24 protein-coding genes and 1 riboswitch are annotated in these 24,318 nt (G+C 36.4%); of the genes, 3 read left to right on the forward strand and 21 right to left on the reverse strand.

Translation table 11 applies throughout. The features are described from left to right. Positions 1-15 precede the first annotated feature (15 nt). Positions 16-102 (forward strand): YjcZ family sporulation protein, encoded by an 87-nt coding sequence (locus tag I7822_RS02890; protein WP_243459256.1) that lies wholly within the window; start codon positions 16-18, stop codon positions 100-102. 135 nt (positions 103-237) lie between these two features. Here the strand turns inward: I7822_RS02890 and I7822_RS02895 are convergent, their stop codons facing one another. The 6 genes from I7822_RS02895 to I7822_RS02920 form a co-directional block, all read right to left on the reverse strand. Continuing rightward, entirely contained in the window at positions 238-639 is a 402-nt protein-coding gene (locus tag I7822_RS02895; protein WP_207975287.1) for a disulfide oxidoreductase, read from the reverse strand. Between the two features lie 8 nt (positions 640-647). Then, a complete protein-coding gene (locus I7822_RS02900) occupies positions 648-1,337 on the reverse strand; it encodes a DsbA family protein (RefSeq protein ID WP_207975288.1) in 690 nt (229 codons plus the stop codon). 37 nt (positions 1,338-1,374) lie between these two features. After that, positions 1,375-1,779 (reverse strand): DoxX family protein, encoded by a 405-nt coding sequence (locus I7822_RS02905; RefSeq protein ID WP_207975289.1) that lies wholly within the window; start codon positions 1,777-1,779, stop codon positions 1,375-1,377. Positions 1,780-2,192: 413 nt separating this feature from the next. Continuing rightward, complete coding sequence (locus I7822_RS02910) at positions 2,193-3,041, reverse strand: M56 family metallopeptidase (RefSeq protein ID WP_207975290.1); 849 nt, start codon at positions 3,039-3,041, stop codon at positions 2,193-2,195. Then, a complete protein-coding gene (locus tag I7822_RS02915) occupies positions 3,041-3,460 on the reverse strand; it encodes a BlaI/MecI/CopY family transcriptional regulator (protein WP_207975291.1) in 420 nt (139 codons plus the stop codon). The genes I7822_RS02910 and I7822_RS02915 overlap by 1 nt, the downstream gene beginning before the upstream one ends. 642 nt (positions 3,461-4,102) lie before the next feature. Next, positions 4,103-4,747 (reverse strand): hypothetical protein, encoded by a 645-nt coding sequence (locus tag I7822_RS02920; RefSeq protein WP_207975292.1) that lies wholly within the window; start codon positions 4,745-4,747, stop codon positions 4,103-4,105. Positions 4,748-5,409: 662 nt separating this feature from the next. On the opposite strand from I7822_RS02920, the gene I7822_RS02925 reads away from it, so the two are divergent. Then, a complete protein-coding gene (locus I7822_RS02925) occupies positions 5,410-6,405 on the forward strand; it encodes a S8 family peptidase (RefSeq protein WP_207975293.1) in 996 nt (331 codons plus the stop codon). A 275-nt stretch (positions 6,406-6,680) separates the two neighbouring features. Continuing rightward, positions 6,681-7,622, forward strand: a complete 942-nt coding sequence (locus I7822_RS02930; protein WP_243459235.1) for an endonuclease I family protein — start codon at positions 6,681-6,683, stop codon at positions 7,620-7,622. Positions 7,623-7,704: 82 nt separating this feature from the next. Here I7822_RS02930 and I7822_RS02935 read toward each other — a convergent pair whose 3' ends face one another. The 15 genes from I7822_RS02935 to I7822_RS03005 all read right to left on the reverse strand — a co-directional run bounded on the left by I7822_RS02935 (position 7,705) and on the right by I7822_RS03005 (position 24,096). Then, the gene (locus I7822_RS02935; protein WP_207975294.1) at positions 7,705-8,397 is read right to left on the reverse strand and encodes a TerC family protein; all 693 of its coding nucleotides are present in this window, start codon (positions 8,395-8,397) and stop codon (positions 7,705-7,707) included. 114 nt (positions 8,398-8,511) lie between these two features. Then, positions 8,512-8,608, reverse strand: a riboswitch (yybP-ykoY riboswitch). 76 nt (positions 8,609-8,684) lie between these two features. Next, positions 8,685-10,190, reverse strand: a complete 1,506-nt coding sequence (locus I7822_RS02940; RefSeq protein ID WP_207975295.1) for a tripartite tricarboxylate transporter permease — start codon at positions 10,188-10,190, stop codon at positions 8,685-8,687. A 13-nt stretch (positions 10,191-10,203) separates the two neighbouring features. Then, positions 10,204-10,653, reverse strand: coding sequence for a tripartite tricarboxylate transporter TctB family protein (locus tag I7822_RS02945; protein WP_207975296.1), 450 nt, complete (start codon positions 10,651-10,653; stop codon positions 10,204-10,206). An 89-nt stretch (positions 10,654-10,742) separates the two neighbouring features. Beyond that, positions 10,743-11,753, reverse strand: a complete 1,011-nt coding sequence (locus I7822_RS02950) for a tripartite tricarboxylate transporter substrate binding protein (RefSeq protein ID WP_207975297.1) — start codon at positions 11,751-11,753, stop codon at positions 10,743-10,745. A gap of 107 nt (positions 11,754-11,860) precedes the next feature. Beyond that, complete coding sequence (gene gudD, locus I7822_RS02955) at positions 11,861-13,231, reverse strand: glucarate dehydratase (protein WP_207975298.1); 1,371 nt, start codon at positions 13,229-13,231, stop codon at positions 11,861-11,863. 98 nt (positions 13,232-13,329) lie between these two features. After that, positions 13,330-14,793, reverse strand: a complete 1,464-nt coding sequence (gene gucD / locus I7822_RS02960; RefSeq protein ID WP_207975299.1) for an alpha-ketoglutaric semialdehyde dehydrogenase GucD — start codon at positions 14,791-14,793, stop codon at positions 13,330-13,332. Between the two features lie 57 nt (positions 14,794-14,850). Continuing rightward, positions 14,851-15,783 (reverse strand): 5-dehydro-4-deoxyglucarate dehydratase, encoded by a 933-nt coding sequence (gene kdgD / locus I7822_RS02965; RefSeq protein ID WP_207975610.1) that lies wholly within the window; start codon positions 15,781-15,783, stop codon positions 14,851-14,853. A 59-nt stretch (positions 15,784-15,842) separates the two neighbouring features. After that, positions 15,843-16,532, reverse strand: a complete 690-nt coding sequence (locus I7822_RS02970; RefSeq protein WP_307847678.1) for a FadR/GntR family transcriptional regulator — start codon at positions 16,530-16,532, stop codon at positions 15,843-15,845. A gap of 334 nt (positions 16,533-16,866) precedes the next feature. Beyond that, positions 16,867-18,366: a HAMP domain-containing sensor histidine kinase gene (locus I7822_RS02975; protein WP_207975301.1), complete on the reverse strand. Its 1,500-nt coding sequence runs from the start codon at positions 18,364-18,366 to the stop codon at positions 16,867-16,869. Continuing rightward, positions 18,314-18,994 carry a response regulator transcription factor gene (locus I7822_RS02980; RefSeq protein ID WP_207975302.1) on the reverse strand — a complete coding sequence of 227 codons (681 nt, stop codon included), beginning with the start codon at positions 18,992-18,994 and terminating at the stop codon, positions 18,314-18,316. The genes I7822_RS02975 and I7822_RS02980 overlap by 53 nt, the downstream gene beginning before the upstream one ends. A 188-nt stretch (positions 18,995-19,182) precedes the next feature. Then, a complete protein-coding gene (locus I7822_RS02985; protein ID WP_243459236.1) occupies positions 19,183-20,358 on the reverse strand; it encodes an ABC transporter permease in 1,176 nt (391 codons plus the stop codon). Beyond that, positions 20,355-21,056, reverse strand: a complete 702-nt coding sequence (locus I7822_RS02990; protein WP_243459237.1) for an ABC transporter ATP-binding protein — start codon at positions 21,054-21,056, stop codon at positions 20,355-20,357. Before I7822_RS02990 ends, I7822_RS02985 begins: the two co-directional genes overlap by 4 nt. Beyond that, positions 21,053-22,093: an efflux RND transporter periplasmic adaptor subunit gene (locus I7822_RS02995; RefSeq protein WP_207975303.1), complete on the reverse strand. Its 1,041-nt coding sequence runs from the start codon at positions 22,091-22,093 to the stop codon at positions 21,053-21,055. Before I7822_RS02995 ends, I7822_RS02990 begins: the two co-directional genes overlap by 4 nt. A gap of 534 nt (positions 22,094-22,627) precedes the next feature. Continuing rightward, on the reverse strand, positions 22,628-22,942 hold the full coding sequence (locus tag I7822_RS03000; RefSeq protein ID WP_207975304.1) for a cupin domain-containing protein: 315 nt from the start codon (positions 22,940-22,942) through the stop codon (positions 22,628-22,630). Between the two features lie 53 nt (positions 22,943-22,995). Then, complete coding sequence (locus I7822_RS03005; RefSeq protein WP_207975305.1) at positions 22,996-24,096, reverse strand: glycoside hydrolase family 88/105 protein; 1,101 nt, start codon at positions 24,094-24,096, stop codon at positions 22,996-22,998. Between the last annotated feature and the right edge of the window lie 222 nt (positions 24,097-24,318).

A 24,318-nucleotide genomic window follows, 5' to 3' on the forward strand; every position in this document is an offset into this window, starting at 1 on the left:
AAGGTGGTGAACTTTATGGGCTACTATGGTGGAAACAGTTTCGCTTTAATCGTTGTTTTGTTCATCCTATTAATTATTGTTGGTGCATCATTTTACAACTAATTAAATCTTGTAATATCCTCTTTTAATCCCCTACTATTAGTTACACTATCCAATCACTACTAGGAAGCGAGAATCTCCTCTCGCTTCTTTTCAATGAAAAAAGGAACCTTTATAAAGATTCCCTTAAATATGTCCTCAGTGATTTTTTCTAAGGACGAACATCATTATCGTAATGATACTAAATGCAATTAACGCTAAAAACGGGATCGTGATAAATCCAAATACATTTATATACTCGCCTGAGCAAGGGATACCACTCGTGCACATCTCGAACTTTTTCAGTACTGGGATTTTCTGCAATGAATAATGGTAGGCTGAAATAATCATTCCTACCATTGATATCGGTAATACATATTTATACACTTTACGATCCCCATAATAAAATGCAATTCCTAGTATAAGTGTTAATGGATACATCAAAATCCGTTGATACCAGCAGAGGGTACAAGGAGTATAATGTAAAACTTCACTAAAAAACAGACTTCCTAATGTCGCAATGAGGGAAGTAATCCATGTGACTAGCAATGGTTTATTCATCGTGTAAATTACTCCCCTTTTGCTGCGTTTTCAACCATTTCTCTGAAATCTTCATAGCTATTACCTTCAAATTTTTTCCCGTTCACAAAAAGAGTTGGTGTTCCGGTTATTTCTAATTTGCTGGCTTCTTTCATATCAAGATCCCAAGCAGGCTCAGACTCCTTATTTTGAAATGATTCTACTACCTTTTGCGCTTCCTCATCAGAAACAATTTCCTTTAATGTTTCTTCAAGAAATTCATCTGTAAAAATATCCATTCTTTCATATTTTAAATCGCTAGGTTGTTTGTTAAATAGAAGCTCATGAAACTCCCAAAAGGTTTCATTTCCTAGCTCATTATAAACAGCCTCTCCAAACTTCGCAGAACGAATTGAATCAACGTTAATAAACGAGTAATTCATAAAATAAAATTTTGCCTTCCCAGTATTAATAAAATCCTTTTGGATTTGGGGAAGAAATGACTCATTAAAATTCTTACAAATTGGGCATTTGTAATCACCGAACTCAACAATTTGAACGGGTGCTGATTCCTCACCTAGAAACGGTTGTTTATTGTAATCAATTGCCTCAACTTTTGATGTTGTATTTGATAAAAAAAGTAAACCTCCCATACAGATCGCAAGTAAACCTACTATCCAGAAAATGATCTTTGGAGATTGCCTTTTAGATTGTTTTTTACTTTTCTTTCCTTTTGACATGTGGACACCTTCTTATAAATTGTGCGTTCTAATTAGCTTAGGCTGCTTCCTTATTTACTAGCTTTGCATCAAGAGATAAAGGTGACTTCCAATTTAGAAAGAGGAAGAAAGCAATCACTGCAAATGCTAAATCTAATTCATAGCCTGCACCTTGACCATTCCCCATAAATCCAGCTGATATTTTCACTTTTACTGTGGCAGCAATCATGATTACAAAAAGCAACGCAGATATATAGCGAGTGCCTAAACCTATAATTAACAGTAACCCTCCAAGCAACTCAATCCCAGCAACTATGTACGCCATAAATCCTGGTATGCCAATGCTATCAAACCAACCTGCCGTATTTCCAATCCCACCTTGAAACTTTGCTAAACCATGAATGACAAATGATAGACCTAAAAAAACACGTAGAATAAGTGTACCAACCTCAAAAGATTTCATTGTATTTTTCTCCCTTCATATTTTAATAAGGCTGTTTTCGCAAACTTTGTTGCTATTTACCAAGCTGTACGGCGTGGTTGATTTCCGCTCCAGATGCTCGCTTTCCGCAGGGCGGGCGGTGAGCCTCCTCGGCGTAAACGCCTGTGGGGTCTCACCTGTCCCGCTACTCCCGCAGGAGTCTCGCACTTCCGCTCCAATCAACCTAAAACAGTTTTCGTTTTAAAAGAAACAATCTCTTAGAAAAGAGCCTTTAATAAAAACAACACCCACACACTACACTTTGTAGTGTAATTGTGTAAAAAAGACGCTGTTGCTTATTTCATGTATATATACACTACACATTGTAGTGTATATATACATATTGGTCAAGACTTAACAATTTTACTATCAAGTTAACTACTAAACTAAACACCTCAAACAATAACCATTAAAACCATTAAGAGCAAGATCATGTTAATCGAGATAAAAACTGATTTTGTCTGTAACTTCACAGGGATTGACGGCTCTGGCTCAATTAATTGCTTTATTCGAAAGTCTACAGTTCCATCAGCAAAAGGGACAAAGGCAGGAGTTGAGTTCCCACTTAAACGGGTTTTTACAAGTTTAAGAAGTGCACTACCAAGTCCTAGTTCTGAACCCATTCGATTAACCGCAGATTCATCAGCAGCAAGTTCTATCATAATTTTATAATTTTGATACGCCCATTTCGTAAGTGGAATATACCACATAACCTCAGAGATCATTTGGAGAACAAATACCATAAGTGGATCAAAGTATCTTTGATGAGCAGATTCATGATAAATAACAGCCTCTAGCTCTGCGTGATCTAACATCTCAATAAGTTCTGTCGAAAGAACAATTGTTGGTTTAAAAAATCCAAAGGTAAACGCAACATGCTCATGACAGTTTATTACATGAATATCCATGTGCTTACGATGATATTTTACATTTATTTGCTTAGTCAACTGACTATTTTTCAGTAATGCAATTTTTTTCTTAACTCTATTTATATCAATTATTTGATGAACTACTTTTTTGCAAAAAATGAAACAGGTATAGGCAATAAAAGTATTTACACCTAATAAAACAGAATGATAAACAAATGTATTTCCCCTAAATAAACTTATGCAAAGTTGAAAGATATTAAGATTGATCATTGTTCCTAACAAATGATTAAGGACATACATCCCCATTTGAACACACAGTAAAATCGCAAAGAAAAGACCTAGACCTAAAACGACTAGTGATTTATATCTCCACATTATTTACTTTTTCCTTTTTTTAATTGATCAATTTTTTGTTCTAGTCGATCGAGTAGAGTTTGATCAACTTCTTTCAAGGAATCGAGCATATGATTGACAACTAGTCCGCCAAATTCATCTAGCAGATTATCTGTTAGTTTTTTTGATTGTTCTTCAATGAATTCATCCTTCGTTTTCACAGGCTTAAAAAGCGATGTTCTACCTTCGGCTCTTTTTTCAAGTATTTTCTTTTCAACTAGCCGATTCATTACGGTCATAACTGTATTAAAATTCGTCGCTTTTTCTTTTTCAAGCTGCTGTTGAACCTCTTTTATACTCTTTTCAGAGCCTTCCCAAAGAATGTCCATGATTTTTGCTTCTAAAGGACCAAAAAACCGATTTAATCCAACTTCATCATAGCGAAAATTGTTTATGTTCATTTTTATCACCTTCCATTACATATTGTAGTGTAAGGAGTTTTTTTAATCAATGGCTGTTTTCGCAAACTTTGTTGCTATTTACCAAGTAATGTGGTGTGGTTGATTGCATCTCCAGTTGCTCGCTTACCGCGGGGCGGGCGGTGAGCCTCCTCGGCGTAAACGCCTGCATGAGTCTCACCTGTCCCGCTGCTCCCGCAGGAGTCTCGCAATCCGTTCCAATCAACCTGAATTAGTTGTTGTTTTAAAAGCAACAATCTTTTAGAAAAGAGCCTGTTACAAAGATTAAATTTGTCTCTATTCAAGAGAGCTCCTGCCTTACATTTATCTATCACTTGTCCGTTTTTCATCAACATGATCTGATCTCTCCTAAAACTTACGGCAGCAAGGTCATGAGAGATAAATAAATTTGTTCTAACATACTTTTACGCTTTCGTAAATAAACAATTGGAAGAATTTTTTCACCTTTAATTTCAGCTAGACTTGTAAACTTAGAAAAAACAAACAAAAAAGCATCTGATAAATTGTTAGCAGATGCTTTTTGATGGCAAGGAGAAACTTATATGTATATATGTTTTTTAGCTTTTGATATGTCTTCTAAACAAATAAATAGTAGATTGTATTTTAACAATGAATTATTTATTATCATTTGATGCTATTTCTAAAATTATCGTAATCTGTTTTAATATAATGAAATAATTTTGTGTTGCCTCCATGATCGGGATGGGTAAGTTTCAGTAATTCTTTATAAGCTGATAACACATCATTACTGTTCGCCATTTTTGATAGTCCAAATTTTTGCAAAAGATCATTTTGGACAGTATTGTAAACCTTGTCATTTTCGCTATTTTTACCTGTAAACCCTTCTTCTTTTAATTTTATTAATTCTTCTCGTAATTGAATATTTTCTTTTAATAAATCCATTGTTTCACTGTGTAATTTTCTTTTTTCATTCTTTAAGTGGATTATTTCGTTAGTTAACATATCTCTTTGGTGGGATAATACTTTTGTTGCTGATTTATGTAGTTCTTCTACCCCTTCTATATATACATCTTTTTCTTTTATTTTTAATTTTAAATAGCGGATGATCTCATCTTTATCTTGATCAGTTCTTTCCTTAACTAGCGATGAAGTTGCATTGTCAAAAATCGAAATGGATTCGGGATTCCTACTCCCAGTTCCATCATATTTAACCTTCCCTTCATGTAGCCAACGTCTCACTGTTTTAATGCTCCTACTATCTGATAATCCTGCTTCCTTTAACATGTAAAATGCTTGATCTGTGTTCACAATTTTCCCTCCCTTCACTTCTTTTCTTTAAATTGCTTCGCTTTGTTTTATATAGGCACTTATTATATATATAAGCTTCATTGAATCTTTTTTTGTTCCAGATTTCAAAAATGAGTAATTATTCATAAGTAAATCATGTTGATTTAAGAAGGCTGTTTTCGCAAACTTTGTTGCTATTTACCAAGTAATGCGGTGTAGTTGATTGCATCTCCAGTTGCTCGCTTACCGCGGGGCGGGCGGTGAGCCTCCTCGGCGTAAACGCCTGCATGAGTCTCACCTGTCCCGCTGCTCCCTCAGGAGTCTCGCAATCCGTTCCAATCAACCTAATTAGTTTTTGTTATAAAAGCAACAATCTTTTAGAAAAGAGCCTTTAAGAAAGATGAAAGATAAAAAGCTACCATCTCGGATATTTCTATCGATATTTTGTCATTCAACAGTAATATTTAGCATATTTCTAATGTTAGAATCTAGGAGAATGGGAAAAAAGTGAGCTAAATTAATAATATAAGTTGGATTATTAGTTCTTTTTCCCTTGATTAAGCGACTTTATAAGGCTAATTAATCAAAAATGAGAAAATGATTTCTTTTCATTTAAAAACCATCCACAATTTGGTATACATAAAGAGTAGGGTCAGTTAAAATTTCACAATCGGGAGGTAAACATGACTAAAACACCGTTACAAGTCAAATTGGTTCCTTATACGATTAATTCAATTGTCGAAAACACAAATGAAACTCCAGAGGGTGTCCGTTTAATACAAGCACCTAGGATTTGGGAGAAAAGTAATCAAGGTGAAAACATTGTAATTGCAGTTATTGATACAGGTGTTGACAGGAATCACCCAGATCTAAAGGATCAAATTATCGGCGGAAGAAATTTCACAACTGATCATCATGCAAATCCAACTATTTTTAAAGATAATAATGGTCATGGTACACACGTAACAGGTACCATTGCAGCTAGTTTAAATAATAAAGGTGTTGTAGGGGTTGCACCAAAAGCAAAAATTTTAAGTTTAAAAGTTTTGACAGGAGAAGGCTCTGGGGATTATGAATGGATCATAAATGCCATCAACTATGCTGTTGACTGGCGAGGTCCACAAAACCAAAGAGTTCGTGTCATTTCAATGTCACTTGGCGGTCCACATGATGTTCCCGAACTTCATAAAGCTATACAAAATGCGGTTAATCATAATATTTCAGTCGTTGTTGCAGCAGGAAATGAAGGTGATGATAGAGAGGATACGTTTGAGTATTCTTATCCAGGTAGTTATAACGAAGTCATTCAAGTAGGAGCTGTGAGCAATGATTTAAACCTTGCACCATTTACGAACACAAATGCAGAAGTAGATCTTGTCGCTCCAGGTGTTGAAATCGTATCAACATATCTAGAAAATAAATATGCGTCACTATCTGGAACCTCTATGGCGACTCCACACGTAGCAGGTGCATTAGCTTTACTTATTAACTTAAGTGAAAAAGAGTTTGGTAGACCTCTTATTGAAACTGAAATCTATGCACAGCTAGTCAGACGAACTTTACCTTTAGGAAATCGTAAAAGCTCTGAAGGTAACGGTTTCCTCTTACTCGACTTAGTAGACAAAGTACGTGAAATTATCAATGTTGCAAGGATTAATCTCATTGAAACAAAAAATTAATATTTTGGTAGTAAAATTGAGTAAGACTAGAAACTCAACTTTTTATCATCCACAGCGAATAGTCTAGTACACTGTGGTTTCCATTTATCTTGACGGGCAGCGATAGAATATCAATGTCCGTTTTGTTTACAGTTTAGGAAATTGAGAAATTCTAATGCTGTGGATAAACACTAGGCATCTAGCACCATGAGCTTTTGTTCCTGAAAACTTGACTGTCAAACACCTATTTAATCACTTTGTGCTAAAAAGTTTCCATACCAGAAGGAGGAAGCATTTTGAATAATCGCGAGAGATTGGACACTAGTGAACACGTAGAATTAAAAAGCGCGTTAATTGAATTGGAACATAATAAAAAAAGGATTGAAAATGAGAACGAATATTATGAAGAAGAAAAGGATCAAACTTTAATCAATAGCTATTACCAAGACATAGATTTTAGTGGAGTGGACAAGCAGGAATTGTTCCAGCAATTAAATCTGTTAGTAACTAATACACATCTTAATCAGCTATCTTACAATGCAAAAACAAGAAATTATCTTTATACTTGGGTAGACCTCCAATTAAACGGAAAATTAAAAAGCATCTACTCAGGAGGGGATAAGGAACCTGAACAAGTCATGAAAGAGGATTTCGAAGCAGACTTGAAAAGAAAAGAAGCTTATCAAATTTTATTATCCAATGATTTAAAGGATCTGATGAAAGTCCAAGAGACGATTGCGTCAATTGAAAGTGAAAATATGTATAATTGTGAACATGTTGTGCCCCAATCATGGTTTGAAAAGGAAAATCCGATGAGAGGAGATTTACATCATCTTTTTACTTGTGAAATAAAATGCAATTCATCAAGATCTAATTTTCCTTACCATGATTTCAAAGACTATTCCCCTAAAATGAAGATAGAAGAAATCAGAGCAAATTGTGGTAAATACGAAGATAATAAGTTCGAACCAGAAAGAGGCAAAGGTGAGGTTGCGAGAGCAACATTGTATTTTTTATTAAGATATCCGGGTGAAGTCAGCCAATATAGTAATGTAGACATTGATTTACTTATAAAGTGGCACAATGATTTTCAAGTCTCAATTTATGAAAAACATCGCAATATGGCTATTTTCGCTATTCAAAAAAATAGAAATCCCCTGATTGATTTTCCACAGTACGTTGAAAGCATTGATTTTTCATTAGGTTTAGGAAAAAAATATTCAACTAACCCGAAATAATAGGGTTATGTTCATGATCCTATTATAAATAAAAGACGGTCAAACCTCACGAAACACACAAGGTTGACCGTCTTTTTCTAGTTTAATTTGATCCAGCTTTTAATAATACTGTTTCCTCTTGCTTATTAGCAGCTTTCTTCTTTTGCGCATATTTTGCAGTTAAGATAACACCTGCAACAACTAAAATTTCAAAACCATATTTCACAAAGCCATTAGCAAAAAATCCGCTTAAGAAATGTTCTCCTACGATCATTTTTGATGCTGTCCATGCTAATACAGCTGCACCCAATGTAACAATAATTGGGTATCTATCGATCCATTTTAGGATAAGAGTACTTCCCCACATTACAACTGGAACAGAGATTAATAATCCAATTACGACTAGAAGCATGTTCCCATGAGAAGCACCAGCTACTGCTAAAACATTATCAAGACCCATTAATGCGTCAGCGATAATAACGGTACGAATTGCTGCCCAAAAGTTATCTCCAGCTTTCACATCACCGTGATCATTGTCATCTACTAACAATTTATAAGCAATAATGACTAATAAAAGACCACCGACTAAATGAAGACCAGGGATTTCTAATAACCAAACAACCGCTAATGTTGCTACGATTCGAATTGCAATTGCTCCTACTGAGCCCCATAAAATAACCTTCTTTTGTTGGTGTTTTGGCAGATTTCTTGCCGCAAGCCCAATCAAAATGGCATTATCTCCAGCTAAAACTAAATCAATCACTATAATAGACAAAAGTGCAGTGAGAAAATCCATTTGTGTACCTCCTATAAAAATTATATTTTACTACTTTCAAATTCTAATAAATTCAAAAATAGTTATTCACCACAAAAATAAAGAGACCTTTGCCATAGTGGCAAAGGTCTCGCTAAGCACAATAATATGCCAACAAAGCCGATGAACAAGGTTCATGTAATGACGACTTTGTTTCAGGATAATCCTGACGCTACTCCCCTTTACGGTGGAAGTTTCTTATGGTTCGTTCTTTTATTTAATTTCATTATACTGCAATAAATGGGCTTTTGTCTATATTTTTTCTTATTCTATACTTCAACATCCATAAAATTATCTTTCTTTTGCTTAATACCAGCGATGATACTAAGAGCTATTGCAATAAAAGAAAGAACAATTAAAGTACCTGAGATCGGCCTTGAAAAGATCGCTAAAAGGTTGCCATCAAAGAGATTTAATGATTGTAACAGTGATTCTTCCATTAATCCTCCTAATATAAAGACTAAAGCAATCGGAGCGACAGGGATATCTGCCTTTTTAAACAAATAACCGATTATGCCAAAAGCAAGGAACCCGCCAACCTCCCAAAGACTATTACTAATAGAATATGTACCTACAATTGAGACACTAATGATGATTGGGAAGAGTAATTTAAACGGAATATTTGCAACTTTTGCCCACAATTTCGCCATCGGTAAATTCATAAATAACAACAGAGCGTTTCCTATAAACATACTTGCGATAACTGCCCAGACAAACTCAGAATTTTGAACAAACATAGTCGGACCTGGAGTAAGGCCATGTAGGATAAAGGCACCTAATAGCACTGCCATCGTAGCAGAACTAGGAATACCTAATAAGAATAACGGAATAAGTGCTCCTCCACAAAATGAGTTGTTAGCTGTTTCAGGTCCAGCTACACCTTCAACTGCACCCTTACCAAATCGAGAAGGATCCTTCGCCAGCTTTTTTTCTAATGAATACGACATGAGAGCGGGAACAACTGAACTTGTACCAGGGATTAATCCGATAAAAAAACCTAAAAGTGTACCTCTTCCCATTGACATAAGTGAGGGCTTCCATTCGTTTCGTTTGGGAAAAAGTCCACCCATCTTCGGAGGATCATCAGGCTTTTTAAGTTGCTGTTCGGCACTTAATAAGATTTCAGATAAACCAAACAGCCCCATCGCTATCGTAACAAAATCAAAACCATCTAAGAGATGTGTAGATCCAAAAGAAAAACGGACAATACCCGATCCAGGAGCAATACCTACTAAAGCTAATATTAGTCCTATCGTTACTGCAATTGCACCTTTAATTATTGATTTCCCTGCTAAACCAATGACCATTGTCATCCCAAAGATGATTAAAGCGAAAAATTCAGGAGGGCCAAATGCTAATGCAAAATCAACTAATAATGGTGCTACAATGACTAAACCAATAATTGATAAAGTTCCTCCTATAAAAGAGCCAATTGCTGATAAACCAAGAGCAACTCCAGCTCGCCCCTTCTTTGCCATTGGATAGCCATCCAGACTTGTAATAACAGATGCTGCCTCACCTGGTACATTTACTAAAACGGTTGTAATTGTACCACCATACATTGAGCCATAAAAAATACCAGCCAACATAATAATTGCAGGAATTGGGTCCATTGCAAAGGTCATTGGAATTAAAAGCGCTGTCCCTGCACTAGGACCTAAACCTGGTAGGATCCCGACCAACATCCCAACTGATACACCAATTAAACAATACAATAGATTTTGCCAAGTTAGGGCTGTTTCAAAACCAGCTAATAGATAACTAAATGCCTCCATCCTTATCCCCTCCTTACCATCCCCATATATTAACTGGTAATGGAATATTCAATACTATCTTGAAGCCGAAAAATAACACAAACGTAATTGCCGTAGAAATACCAAATGCCGAATACCATTTGTATTCTGGAGCAAGCAATATAAGCAAAACAATGATACTCGCAATGATAAACCCTGTATAAGGAGAAATGATGATAAACAAAAAAATTGAACCTACAATCGTTAATAGCTTAACTAATACCTTCCCTTTTGGAAGTAAATCGAATAGATTGACATGTCCTTCTTTTAAACTATTGATGATATATAGAATAGATAGCACCGCCAGTAAACCACTTAACCAAATCGGGAGTAATCCTGGCCCTGCACCATATTGCCCATAATACTCAAGGGATAGCGATTGCCAAAATATCATACCAGAAAATATCAAAAGCAAAGCGCCTACCCAGACACCGATATTTTTCAAGATAACCAACTCCTTCCGACTTCCAAAATTGCATCAAGTTAAATTTCCATCATATAAACCCGAGTGTTTATAACCCGGGCTTATTCATTTTACCAGCCTAATAAATCTTTTAAATCAGTAATATCCTTTATATCCTGTTCAAGCATGCTAAGATAGTCATCACTATTTGCATAACTTACCTGTGTTCCTAACTTCTCCATTTTCTCAATATGTTCAGCATTGTTGATCGCCTTTTCTAAAGCATCCTGAAGGATTTTCACCTTTTCAGGATCAACACCCTTTGGAGCAGCCAACCCTCTTGTTGCTTGAGAATAAACACCTTCATATCCTGCTTCCTCTAGAGTTGGAACTTCAGGTAAAAATGCTGATCTTTCTTTTGCTGCTACACCTATGACCTTTAATTGCCCACTATTATGAAGATTATAGGCTTCACCTGCACTTGTTACTAAAATATCAATATGACCACCTAAGAAAGCGGTTGAGCTATTTGCCGTTCCTTCAAACTGAACTGCATCAATCTTTGTCCCAAGCTTTTGATTCATTAATAAAGATACCAAATGTTCATCACTTGCAACTCCAGATCCATTTGCTTTTAGTTTATTTGTTTTCGCATATTCAATTAACTCTTCAATGTTTGTAAAACGATCCTCATCTGTACGAATCGCTATGACGCCTGGGTCTGCCACATGATTTGCAAGCACTTGATAACTATCAAGATTCACATCACGTTTAACAGAAGGATTTACAAGTCCACCTGCTATATTAGGAGAATTTAGATAGCCAATTGTATAACCGTCTGGCTTTGCAGTTGCTAGTGCCGTCCAGCCTACCCAACCACTTCCACCCGGTTGATTTATGACGTTTACAGGAACACCCAATTCTTTTTCAAGATACGGTGTTAACGTACGAGCAGTTGTATCTGTCCCACCACCTGCATCATACGAAACAATGACAGAGATTGGCTTAGTTGGGAAATCACTTTCTTTTGAACCTTCACTCTCATTTCCTGATGAATTTGAAGCTGTCCCATGATGAGCTGAGCATGCAGATAGTAGTCCAATTATTAAGAGCATAGTTACAAAATACAATAAACGCTTCATTTTACATCCCCCTTTGATATCTATAACAATTAAGTTGTACACACTTTTGTGGATAACGCTTACATTTTTACTGATATCACCTATGTTGAATTTTAGAATTTATTGCATCAGCGAACTAAGCATGGACGTTTATTATCAAATTTCCAGCCCGGAATTAAATACTGCATCACAAGCGAATCATCACGTACACCTAGCTTCTTATCTTTATAAAGCTTATTTGCCTTCTCGATTTGATCCATGTCAATTTCGATTCCTAAACCCGGCTTTTCAGGGACAGCTACCTTGCCGTTAACAATTTTTAACGGATCATGCGTTAAACGTTGCCCATCTTGCCAGATCCAATGTGTATCAATCGCTGTTATTTTACCAGGTGCTGCTGCTGCAACATGAGTAAACATTGCTAATGATATATCAAAGTGATTATTTGAATGAGATCCCCATGTTAATCCCCAATCATTACACATTTGTGCAACTCGGACTGATCCCTGCATTGTCCAAAAATGTGGATCTGCTAGTGGAATATCAACCGAATTTAGTTGGATCGAATGGCCCATCTCACGCCAGTCTGTGGCAATCATATTAGTAGCGGTCGGTAGTCCTGTAGCTCTTCTGAATTCAGCCATCACTTCACGAGCTGAATAGCCATTTTCTGCTCCACATGGATCTTCAGCGTAAGCTAAAATATGCTGTTTATTCGAACAAAGTCTAATTGCTTCCTCCAAAGACCATGCTCCATTTGGGTCCAACGTAATCCGCGCATTCGGAAATCTTTCAGCTAACGCAGTGACTGCTTCTATCTCTTCTTCTCCATGAAGAACGCCACCCTTTAATTTATAATCGTTAAATCCATATCGTTCATATGCGGCTTCAGCAAGTCGTACAATTGCCTCTGGGGTTAGTGCTGCTTCGTGACGTAGACGAAGCCAATCATCTACAGCATCATGTTCACTTAAATATGGTTGATCTGTTAATTTGCTATCACCTATGTAAAATAGATAACCGAGCATTTCGACAGTTTTACGTTGTTGTCCTTCTCCAAGCAATGCAGCAACAGGTACACCTAAGTATTTACCAACTAGATCTAATAGTGAAGCTTCTATTGCGGTAACTGCATGAATTGTGATCCGTAGATCAAATGTTTGCAGCCCCCGTCCAGCAGTGTCACGGTTAGCGAATTTCTTTCTTACATTGTTTAAAATATTGTTGTATTTACCGATAGACTCCCCGATAACCAATGACTTTGCATCTTCTAATGTTTGGCGAATTTTTTCTCCACCCGGTACCTCACCAACCCCGGTATTTCCTGCATTGTCCTTTAAAATAACCACATTACGAGTAAAAAAAGGGCTGTGGGCACCACTTAGATTTAATAACATACTGTCATGACCAGCAACAGGAATAACAAGCATTTCAGTAATGACAGGAGTGCTAGAAGAGATGTAATCATTTATCTTTTGATTTGTAAGTTGTTGATTCATCGTAACACCGCCTTGTTTTAGTAAAAAATAAACTTGCAATTTATATATAGAAATTTATTTAGGTCGAGGAGAGTAATTTCTTCCCTCCTCATAAATCATTACTTTACAAAAACAGTTTTAATAGCTGTGAAAAATTCCTTCGCGGCTTCTCCTTGCTCACGTGAATGTGAGCTTGATTGCTTCATACCTCCAAATGGCGCTTGAAGTTCAACTCCAGCACTTTCTGCATTGACACGGACAAGCCCAGCATCCACCTCATCAATAAATGACAACATATTCTGTATATTGCTCGTGTAAATTGAGGCACTTAATCCAAACTTCACATCATTTGCAATTGTTATCGCTTCTTCTATTGAATCCACTTTAATTAACGCAATAAATGGACCAAATATTTCTTCTTGGGCAATAATCATGTCTGATGTTACATTATCAAAAATTGTTGGTTCCACAAAATATCCATGATCATATGAAGCTCCGTTTAATCTCTTTCCACCTGCAAGAAGTGTTGCACCATCTTGCTTCCCTTTCTCTATGTAGGAGAGCACTGTATGAAGCTGATTTTCATTGGCCACTGGTCCCATCCAGATACCTTCTTCTAGACCATCACCAATCGTAATATCTTTTACTTTTTTTAGTAGTTTTGTTTTGAATTGTTCATATACTTCACTATCAATAATGACACGACTAGTCGCTGTACATTTTTGACCTGATGAACGAAATGCTCCATTAATTGTACCTTCTACTGCTAAATCTAAATCTGCATCAGCTGTCACAATAACAGGGTTTTTCCCACCCATCTCAAGCTGGTATTTTGCGCCCCTTGCTAAAGCACCTTGGCCCACCCTTTTCCCAACTTCATTTGAGCCAGTAAACGTAATTCCATTTACATCTGGGTGATCGACCAATCCTTGGCCAATAACAGAGCCAGAACCTGTTACCATATTTAAAACACCAGCAGGTATCAAAGCGTCTGCAAAGCATTCAATCACCTTAGCACATGTAACAGCCGTTTCTTGCGCTGGTTTAATAACAACTGAATTACCATAAATTAATGCTGGTGCCATCTTCCAAATAGGAATAGCTACTGGAAAATTCCAAGGCGAAATAACTCCTACAACACCTAAAGGAACTCTACTTGTAAACATTATCGCTTTTGGATCTGTTGATGGTATGACATCTCCAACTTTACGCATCCCTTCACCTGCATAATAGCGAAGAATTGCAACTCCTCTTGCTGTTTCTCCTTTTGCCTCTGGTAATGTTTTCCCCATTTCACGAGTCATTGTTTTTGCAATATCCTCTAGTCTACTTTCTAAAATGTCAGCAGTTTTGTATAAATAAGCTCCCCGCTCACTTCCAGTTAATGCTCGCCACTTTTTTTGCGCACTTTTAGCAGATAATACAGCTTGATCAAGTTCTTCTCTTGTTGAATTTTGAACGAAGCCAACGATATCGTTTGTATTTGCAGGATTACTACTTTCACCAATATTACCACTTGAAGAAGCAACCCACTGACCATTAATATAGTTTAAGTATGTGTTTACCTTTGTTTCTACTGCCATTATAATCCTCCTAATCTATCAAAAATCCAATATATAAAACGCTTACAACTACTAGACTTAATGACTTACTTCCTTATTATCCACAGGATATTTTTCAAAGGCTGATCTAACTATTTGCTCTAATGCCTTGTAATGCTCTTTCTCTACTTGACTGATAGGTGGTCTAACTGTATTTCCTACAGGAAGTCCTACAATTTCCATACCTGCTTTGATAAGTGATACAGCATAACCTTTTCTTGATTTACGAATACGATTAATTGGTAATAGGACGTCAATATACAAATCTCTTACCAATTGATAATTACCTTCTAGTAATGATTTAAAATACAACCGAGAAATATGTGGAATATAGTTTGAAATCGCTGATGAATACGTGTTATAGCCTAAAGGAACATAGGTTGGCATTGTAATTTCCGCAAATGGCATTCCATTGATCCATTCTAAGCGATCTCCGATTGTTTGCGTTTGTTCTACAGTTAATTCCATATTTCCATGTCCATCTTTAAACCCGACAACTTGGGGAAATTCTATTAATCTTTGAAGTGTATCTACTTGTAAAATAGCAGTATCTCGTTGATAAACAATAGCATTCAAATCACTACGCTCTAGGATGGCCTTATAATAATTGAAAATGCCCTCTTGTTCACCTTCTATTAAGTAAGGGGGAAGAATTAAGTATCCATCAGCACCTAAATCTTCAGATAGTTTTACTTGCTCTATAGTTTGAGAAATATTCCCGCCAACGCCTGTATAGACTGGGACCTTGCCAGATACCACAGAGAGCGCCACCTCTATCATTGTCTGATATTCACCTTTATCTAATGCGTGAAATTCTCCAGACCCGCAAGCAATAAAAATAGATGATAGTCCTTCATCTATCAGGAACTGCACATTTCTTTCAAGCGCCTTTTCATCTAGCTTTCCGCAATTAGTAAAGGGTGCAACTGGAAATCCTAAAATACCTGTTGGAGCTTTTTTCTCAATCGTCATCATTGAAACCTACCTTTCACCTAATAAATATATTTTAAGATGATGAATCATCTTGAAATCTACATGTCCTTTATATTCATAAGAACTTTCTTTCTAACATAATCTAGGTGGCGATACATAGCTGTTGATGATTGAATAGGATCACGTTTTTTTAATGCCTCGTAAATATCAATGTGCTGCTGGATTGTTGCTTTAGAATCCCTATGGCGATTTGGTATTTGCTCTAGGGTACGATCATAGAGATTCAACAATGGAGTAATAACACCTTCTAATAAAGGATTACTTGCACTGTGTGCAATAATCTTATGGAACTCCTTATCAATTTCCGTATAATCACTTGTTGCAGAAGACATTGCGTCAATTGTTTGCTTTAATTGTTCAAGTTCCTTATCTGTTATTTTTTCTGCTGCTAACGTAACAAATCCCAATTCAAGTGATAATCTAGTTTCAATTATTGAAGGTAAATTACCCGCAGAAAGCGCTAACATCATTGAGAACGGTTTACTACCGATCTTATCCGAGAAGAATGTACCATTACGAGTTTTACGGTTAACGATCCCCATTGATTCTAATGAGGTTAATGCTTCACGGATAACCGATCTACTTACGTCAAACATTTCCATTAGCTCTAGTTCAGAGGGCAATCGATCACCAGATTTTAATTGACCGCTTAATAATAAATCGATAATTTCATCCAGTACTTGTTTAGAAAGTGTTTTACGATTAACTGATTTAATCTCCACGTTTATCACTTCTTTCTTTTGTCCTTTATACTCAGTCCAGGCAGAATATCCTTTTGTTCATTTGTCATACAATTAACTTTTCTTGTTTTAATTGTATGACAAATGAAATTAACTGTCAATTCTAAAAAGTAAAAAAATAGTTATTGACCCAAAACTTTTATTTTTTGCTAACGCTAAAAACTTAAATTGCACTTTGAGCCAAGAAAAAACCCCATTTCTTACAAAAGGGGCTTAAAACTTTTTAAAAGTATTAGAATTTATAACTTTTCTTACTCAGTTTTGTTGTCTAGCTCTAGCGCCTAGATCCTCGGGTCTGAACAAGGCGCGCCTTGAGCTTTTGTTAATTATTTGCAACTGGCAAGTGCAGTGAAAAAATTGTCTGCTCCCCAGTACTTTTCTTCAAATACATTTCTCCGCCTTGAGCCTTTGCTAGGAGTAAACTAAACGGCAATCCTAAACCAAGTCCTCTTTCAACATGTTTTTTATTCTCACCACGATAAAACCGTTCAAAAATAAATGGTTGTTCTTGTTCTGGTATTCCATAGCCATTGTCCTTTACGTCCATAGTAATAAATTGACCATCCCGGAATAGTTCTACAGAAATTTCCCCATGCTCTCTTCCTTTAACTGCGTGAAGACTATTGTTTAATAAGTTCACTAGGATTTGTTGGAGCCTAACATGGTCAGCTATTGCGAAAAGTTGATCCTCATGAGTAGTAAATTTAAGGTTTATATGTTCAACTTGCGACTGGTAAACAATTTCCCATTGATAGATTATTTCTTTTACTACTCGGCATATATCCATTTTTTCTGGATTTACTTTAATCGATCCAGCACTAAAGCTATTAAAGTCCAATAAGTCTTCAACCATTTTCTGTAATTTTTTCGATTCATTTAATGACATCTGTAAAAATTGTTGTTTCTTATCATCTGATACAACATTATCTTTTACTGCTTGAATCAATGCACTTACAGATGTAATGGGTGTTTTTAATTCATGTGTTACACCAGCTAATAGTTCAGACCTTAATGCTTCAAGCTGCTTTAGTCGATTTGTCATTTCCTTAAAGGAGATCACGAGCTGATGCAGTTCTTTTTCTTGTACATTCTCATTTAGTTCAATCTCATAATTCCCTCTCATTAGCTCTCCAGCAGCATTTGCCACTTCTTCAACTGGCCTAGCTAATTTTCTTGATAAAGAATAGATGACAAACCAGCCTAATACAGCTAACCCTATAAGGAGTAAAGCTAATAACTGATATTCCTCTGTGTTTATATTTGTTAAATCTGCAATGGGTTGAATGATAATAACAGCCCCAATGATCTCTTCATCATAAACAATTGGTGAAAGAACAGCATAAGCCGTGCGGTATTGGTTTGAAGAGATTTTTTCAACCGTTAATTCCTCAGGTATTTCCATTAACTCAACTAGATCCTTATGTTGGTCTTCTTTTTCTTTTTCAGGACCTGGACCTCTAGAACCTGGTGAAAGTAAAATACCATCTTTTGTTTTAATATAGAAATGTAATGGCTCGCGATTATTAAGAAATTTTTCTCGGTCCTCTAAAATAAATGGAAGCTGCGAATTTACCATAATATTTCCTGACGCATCAACAGCTCGATCTGAAAGCTCCTGAGCGACTAATTTGGTCAATTCTAGTTTACTCTCAATCGTGTTATGTCTAATCCAAAGAATCGATACGACCGCGATAATAATGAGTCCAATCACAAGTGTAACTAAATAACGTCTTGTCCAATAATATAATAATGGCGTTTTCGATTTATTTCTATTTAACATAGAATTGGTAACCCAAGCCTCGAAGCGTTTTAATCTCTCCATCCGATGTATCCCACCCACTTAATAATTTGCGAATCCGTTTAATTGCAAGATCAACCGCCCGATCACTTCCTTCATAATCATAGCCCCAAACACTTTCGATTAGCTGTTCTCTTGTAAATGTTTGGTTTGGGTGCTCTGCTAAAAAAAGAAATAAAGATAGATCTCTTGGAGTAAACTGTATTTCAACTCCATTTAGGAAAACCTGATGTGCAAGAAAATTAATTTTAAGTGGTCCATATAATTTTACTTTATCTGCTTCTTCAAGCTGTGGTGATCGTCTTAGAACTGCACTTACTCTTGCAAGTACCTCTTCAGCGATAAACGGTTTAGTAATGTAATCATCAGCACCACCGTTAAATCCTTGTAATTTTTGATTCATATCTGACAAAGCCGTAATCATGATCACTGGACAAGAGCTTTTCTCGCGGATTTTTTCTAATACCCTCCAGCCATCGAGTTGTGGCATCATAACATCTAATAAGATAAGCCCTGGCTTTACTTCCTCAGCCTTTTGTAATGCTTCAATGCCATTGTAGGCATAATGCACATCATATCCATCTTTCTCTAGATATGCGCCAAGCACCATTGAAATCGCGATTTCATCTTCTACAACTAAAATTGTTTTCATAGTCATTTATCCCTTTTTCTTTTGATTATACTTAACTTTTCACAAAACTCCTATCGGTTATCACCACAAGGTGCGGATCGAGCATTCATTAGGAAATTATCAAACAGTAAGAGAATTACATCTCCTCACCTATATAGAAAAAAGGAGTTTGACAACCTAGCATGTCAAACTCCAATCAAAGGAAGCTATTAATGTCTTAAAGCCGCTAATGGACTTAAGCTTGCTGCTTTGTTTGCTGGGAAAATCCCAAAAGCAACTCCAATGATAATTGAGAAGCTCACGGCAACTCCAACAGCTAGCCAAGAGATTGATACGGCCATGTCTAATACTTGAGAAAGCACTTCTGCACTACTAATGCCGATTAGGACACCTAATAATCCACCGAGACTACTTAATACTGTTGCCTCAATTAAAAATTGCGTTAGTATATCTTTCTTTTTCGCACCAATTGCTTTACGAATTCCGATTTCTCTCGTTCTTTCAGTTACAGATACTAACATAATATTCATAATTCCAATTCCACCGACAATAAGTGAAATACTAGCAATCCCCGCGAGTAATAGTGTCATTGTATCTGTTACAGATGTTAAGGCATCTGCTACATCTGATTGATTACGAACATTATAACTTGTTTCATCCCCACTAAATTGGTTGTATAGAAAACGTTCGATTTTTGCCATACCAATTTCGACAGTATCTTCAGAAGTCATCTTTACATCAACTGAGTTAATAACTGTTTGACCTAAAAAACGTTGTGCTGTTGAAAAGGGAATTAGCACCATGTCATCGACAGAGCCTTGTAATTCTTCACCTTGTTCCGCAAGAACTCCAACTACTTTATACGTTGTACCATCTATTTTGACATCATTTCCAACAGGACTCGTAAACCCAAATAATTCTGTTGCCACATTTGAACCCAACAAGGCAATTTTGTTACGATTTTCTTGGTCGATATCTAAAATAAATCGCCCTGAGTTAACCGTAGTATCTTGGACATTTTCATAGGTTGGTGTTACACCGCTAATTGAGACACTATCCATACTTGTTGTGCCATTTTTAACTGTACCGGTTCCAGAAACAGTTGGTGACACAGCCTCTACCTCAGAATAATCCTCAAACGCCATTACTTCGTCATAATCCACGACTTCTTCACTTGTTGAATTTCCTTGAATATTGACAGATACCATTGTTGTACCCAATGATGAAACATCTTCTGATACAGATTGCGAGGCTCCCTGCCCTAGTGATACAAGAGCGATAACAGCTGAAACCCCAATGATAATTCCTAGCATTGTTAAAAAAGCTCTTAGTTTATTCGTCACGATATTTTTAAATGCAATTTTTATAGCTTGATCAAATTTCAATGGACCAGCGCCTCCCTTCGCTCAGAAATTTTTCCATCTTGAATACGAATGACACGTTTTGCTTGTTTGGCAATTTCTAAATCATGTGTAATTAATATGATCGTGTGCCCTTGGTTGTTTAAATCTTTTATTAGATTCATAACTTCTATTCCTGTTTTACTATCTAAAGCTCCTGTGGGTTCATCAGCAAGCAAGATCGGGGGATTTCCAGCAAGAGCGCGGGCAATCGCCACACGCTGCTGCTGTCCTCCAGATAATTCAGTTGGCCGATGTCCAGCACGATCAGCCAAACCAACCTTTTCTAATGCACTCATAGCAATTTCTTTTCTACTATTACTATTTAAACCTCGATAAATAAGAGGCAGTTCTACATTTTCATAGGCGGATTGCTTAGGTAAGAGATTAAACGATTGAAAGATAAAGCCGATTTTCTGATTACGTACATCTGCTAATTGCTTTTGCTTTAGTGAAAAAACATTTTTCCCATCTAGGTGGTATTCGCCTGAGTCAGGAACATCGAGGCAGCCTATCATGTTCATGAGTGTCGATTTACCAGAACCTGATGGACCGATAATCGCGATGAAATCTCCTTTATTGACGGAAAAAGTAACATCATCTAACGCTTTTACCGTTTCACCACCAAGTGAATAATACTTGTTTACATTTCGGATTTCGACTATTCGTTGTTCTTCAATCATTGACTAGTGCCTCCTCTATTACCGCCGCCTTGTCCCATGCCACCTTGAGGCATATCACCACTTGGGAAGCCTCTCATCATATCTTGCATTCCACTTTCAGAATCATCACTTGATTGAAGTGTTGGCAGGACAACTTCTTCTCCTTCACTTAAACCACTAATAATTTCAGCTACTTCTTCATTTTGCAGACCAACCTCAACGGTTTTTTGAGTTGCTTGTGATTCAGTACTTGCTTCTTCACTCGTACTAGAGCCAGAACTTGATTGTGCTTGTTCATTTGTTTGTTCTGTTGTACTTGCTACTTCAGATGACTGTACACGTACATAATATTGATCATCTTGTGTTTGAACAGCTTCAATTGGAATTGTTAAGACATTTGCCTTACTTTCTGTTGTAATCACTGCCTCTGCTGTCATTCCAACTTTAATACCAGTCGGTTTATTGATTTTTACATTTACGGCATATTGTGCAACACTGCTGCTTTCTGATTCATTTGCTTCTTTCGACACGCTTGTAACTGTCCCAGTGAACTCTGAGTCCGTAAGTGCACTAACATCAATTTGTGCAGTTTGTCCCACTTTTACCTTAGCAATATCTAGTTCATCCACGTTTACAACCATTTGTAGATTGCTATAATCAGTAACCTCTATCATTTCTGTTCCCATCGAAAGCGTATCTTCTGCTTCTACATTTAACGTCGTGATTTCTCCAGAGAATGGAGCTTCAATTGGATCTAGATCATCATCTTCAAACGTGATTAAGTCATCACCCTCTTCAACTGTATCACCAACTTCAACTAATACCTCTTCAACAACAGCGTTATTTTCTTCTGCTGTGATGATTTCTTCATTTATTGTTGAAATACTTCCAGTACCACTAACTGTCACCTCAACATTTCCTACTTCAGCGACTGCAGTTTGTGTTTCTATCACAGGTGTACTTGCTTCTTCTTTTTTACTATTGAAAATTCCATATGCTGTTGCCCCGCCACCAATTACTAATACAGCCACTACGACGCTTATTATCCATTTTTTCATTATTTTCTTCCTTCCTATTTATAAAAATATGTTTGGTAGATTTAAAACTTATTAAACCTTCTACTAACTTAGCCTCCTTCTTTTTTTAGTAGATTTATTTGTTTGTTAGTAACTTATGTTGTTTACATTTACTAGAATAAGCTTGGAATGTGTCAGGCGAATGTCAGGATATTATTTTTTTGAAATGGATTTTATGAGGCATATAAATAGCTTTTTCGAAGTTAGGAAAAGTATATAATATAGAAGAAACTTAGATATGAAATAAAAAAAGGCTGACTCACAAACTTTGTTGCTATTTACCAAGTAATGCGGTGTGGTTGATTGCAGCGAGAGTTGCTCGCTTTCCGCGGGGCGGGCGGTGAGCCTCCTCGGCGTAAACGCCTGCATGAGTCTTACCTGACCCGCTACTCCCGCAGGAGTCTCGCAATCCGTTCCAATCAACCAAATAGTTTTTTTAAAAATCAATAATCTCTTAAAAAAGAGTCTAAAAAAAGACCCCGAATTGTCGGAGTCATATCTTCTTATATATGGTTATTATTTCAGCAGATCTTCACGAATAGGTGTAAAGGTATCGAGGAGGATCGATTCTTCTAGTGCAGTGACACCATGTTTTGCATTGCTCGGAATATAAATGGTTTCTCCTTCGGAAATAATTGTTTCTTTCCCGGCAATCCGAAAGGAGATTTTCCCTTTTATACAGTAACTCATTTGTTCATGAATATGGCTATGCTCGTAGCCTTCTGCTCCTTTCTCAAATCGAACCTCCATCATCATTAATCCTACTCCTGGTTGAAAAACCTTACGCTTCACACCAGGCTCAGCATATTCCCATTGTCCAATTTTGCTCATATGTATAACCACTCCAATTTTGTTCTATTTTCTGTATGATCGTGTCACTTGACTTAAAAATGGTTTAACTTTTCCATCTCCATACAAGCAAGAATAAACGCTCCAGCACCATGTAAATCATTTTCACTGCGTTCACGATTTACATAATAATCATAAACTCCAATTGATGTTCCAATACAAATATCTTTGATCACGACTGAATCACTTGTTTCTTCAATTTTATTCTCTACTAGACCCTTGAATCCCAGGCTGGCAATCTCTGCATAATCAGGACCTACATACTTGTTTGTAACAGCTTTCGCAATTGTATAAATAAATAAGCTCGAAGCTGATGACTCAAACCAATTATCCTCCAGGTCACCCTTATCAACGACTTGATACCATAGTCCTGTTTGTTCATCCTGATATTTTGTAAGACCGGCAACTAAATCTTGGATTACCCCAATCCATTCTAATCGTTTCGGATGATCCTCTGGTAATAGCTCAATCATGTCGATAACAGCTAAACCATACCATCCTAATGCTCTTCCCCATATTTCTGGAGCAGTATTTGTCTCAGGATTTACCCATGGCATTTCACCTTTTTCATCCCAGCCATGAAAATACAATCCTGTCTTCTTATCCTTCGTATGCTTTCTCATTAGCTCTTCCTGATGAATCACCATGTTAATTAAATCAGATTCATCAAATTCCTTAGCATATTGCAATGCAAATGGTCCACCCATATATAAGCCATCTAACCACATTTGATATGGATATTTATCTTTATGCCAGAAGCCTCCTTCACTTGTTTTATTTAATGTATGGTATAAGTTTCTAAGTTTATTAGCAGCTATTTTATATTTTTCATTGCCTGTTTCTCTATAAAGTGAGAACAACAGTAAACCAGCTTGAATGGAATCTAATTCGTCTCTTCTAAAATAGAAGTTCCCATTTTCATCAACTAAATGATCTACATATTGTTTATAGTACTGGTAATATTTTTCATTTTTTGTTTTTGTCCAGACATTCATCATTCCACATAAAAAAACTCCTTGATGATAGTGCCAGCTACTTGCTGGTGGTAGTTGTTCTGGAGTGTATTTTTTCATTATCGTATCAGTTAATTTTTCTGCCCAGTAAAGAGGTGTTTTCACTTTTATATTTTCTTTCATTTTTATGTCTCCCTTCTCTTCACCAATGTGATGGGTTTAACATATCTAAAAATTGGTGTGACATCTATAATCATTAGGAAGATATAAGGACTTTAACTCAAATTACTGATGTAATGAATATGATATAACATAATGATTATACCTAGCATCCTAATCTTCATATATAATCAGATTTATATTATGAAAGAATTATAAAAACAATCTGAGTATTTAGGAGGTTTT

It is taken from the genome of Metabacillus bambusae (assembly GCF_017497975.1).
Taxonomy (GTDB): Bacteria; Bacillota; Bacilli; order Bacillales; family Bacillaceae; genus Metabacillus; species Metabacillus bambusae.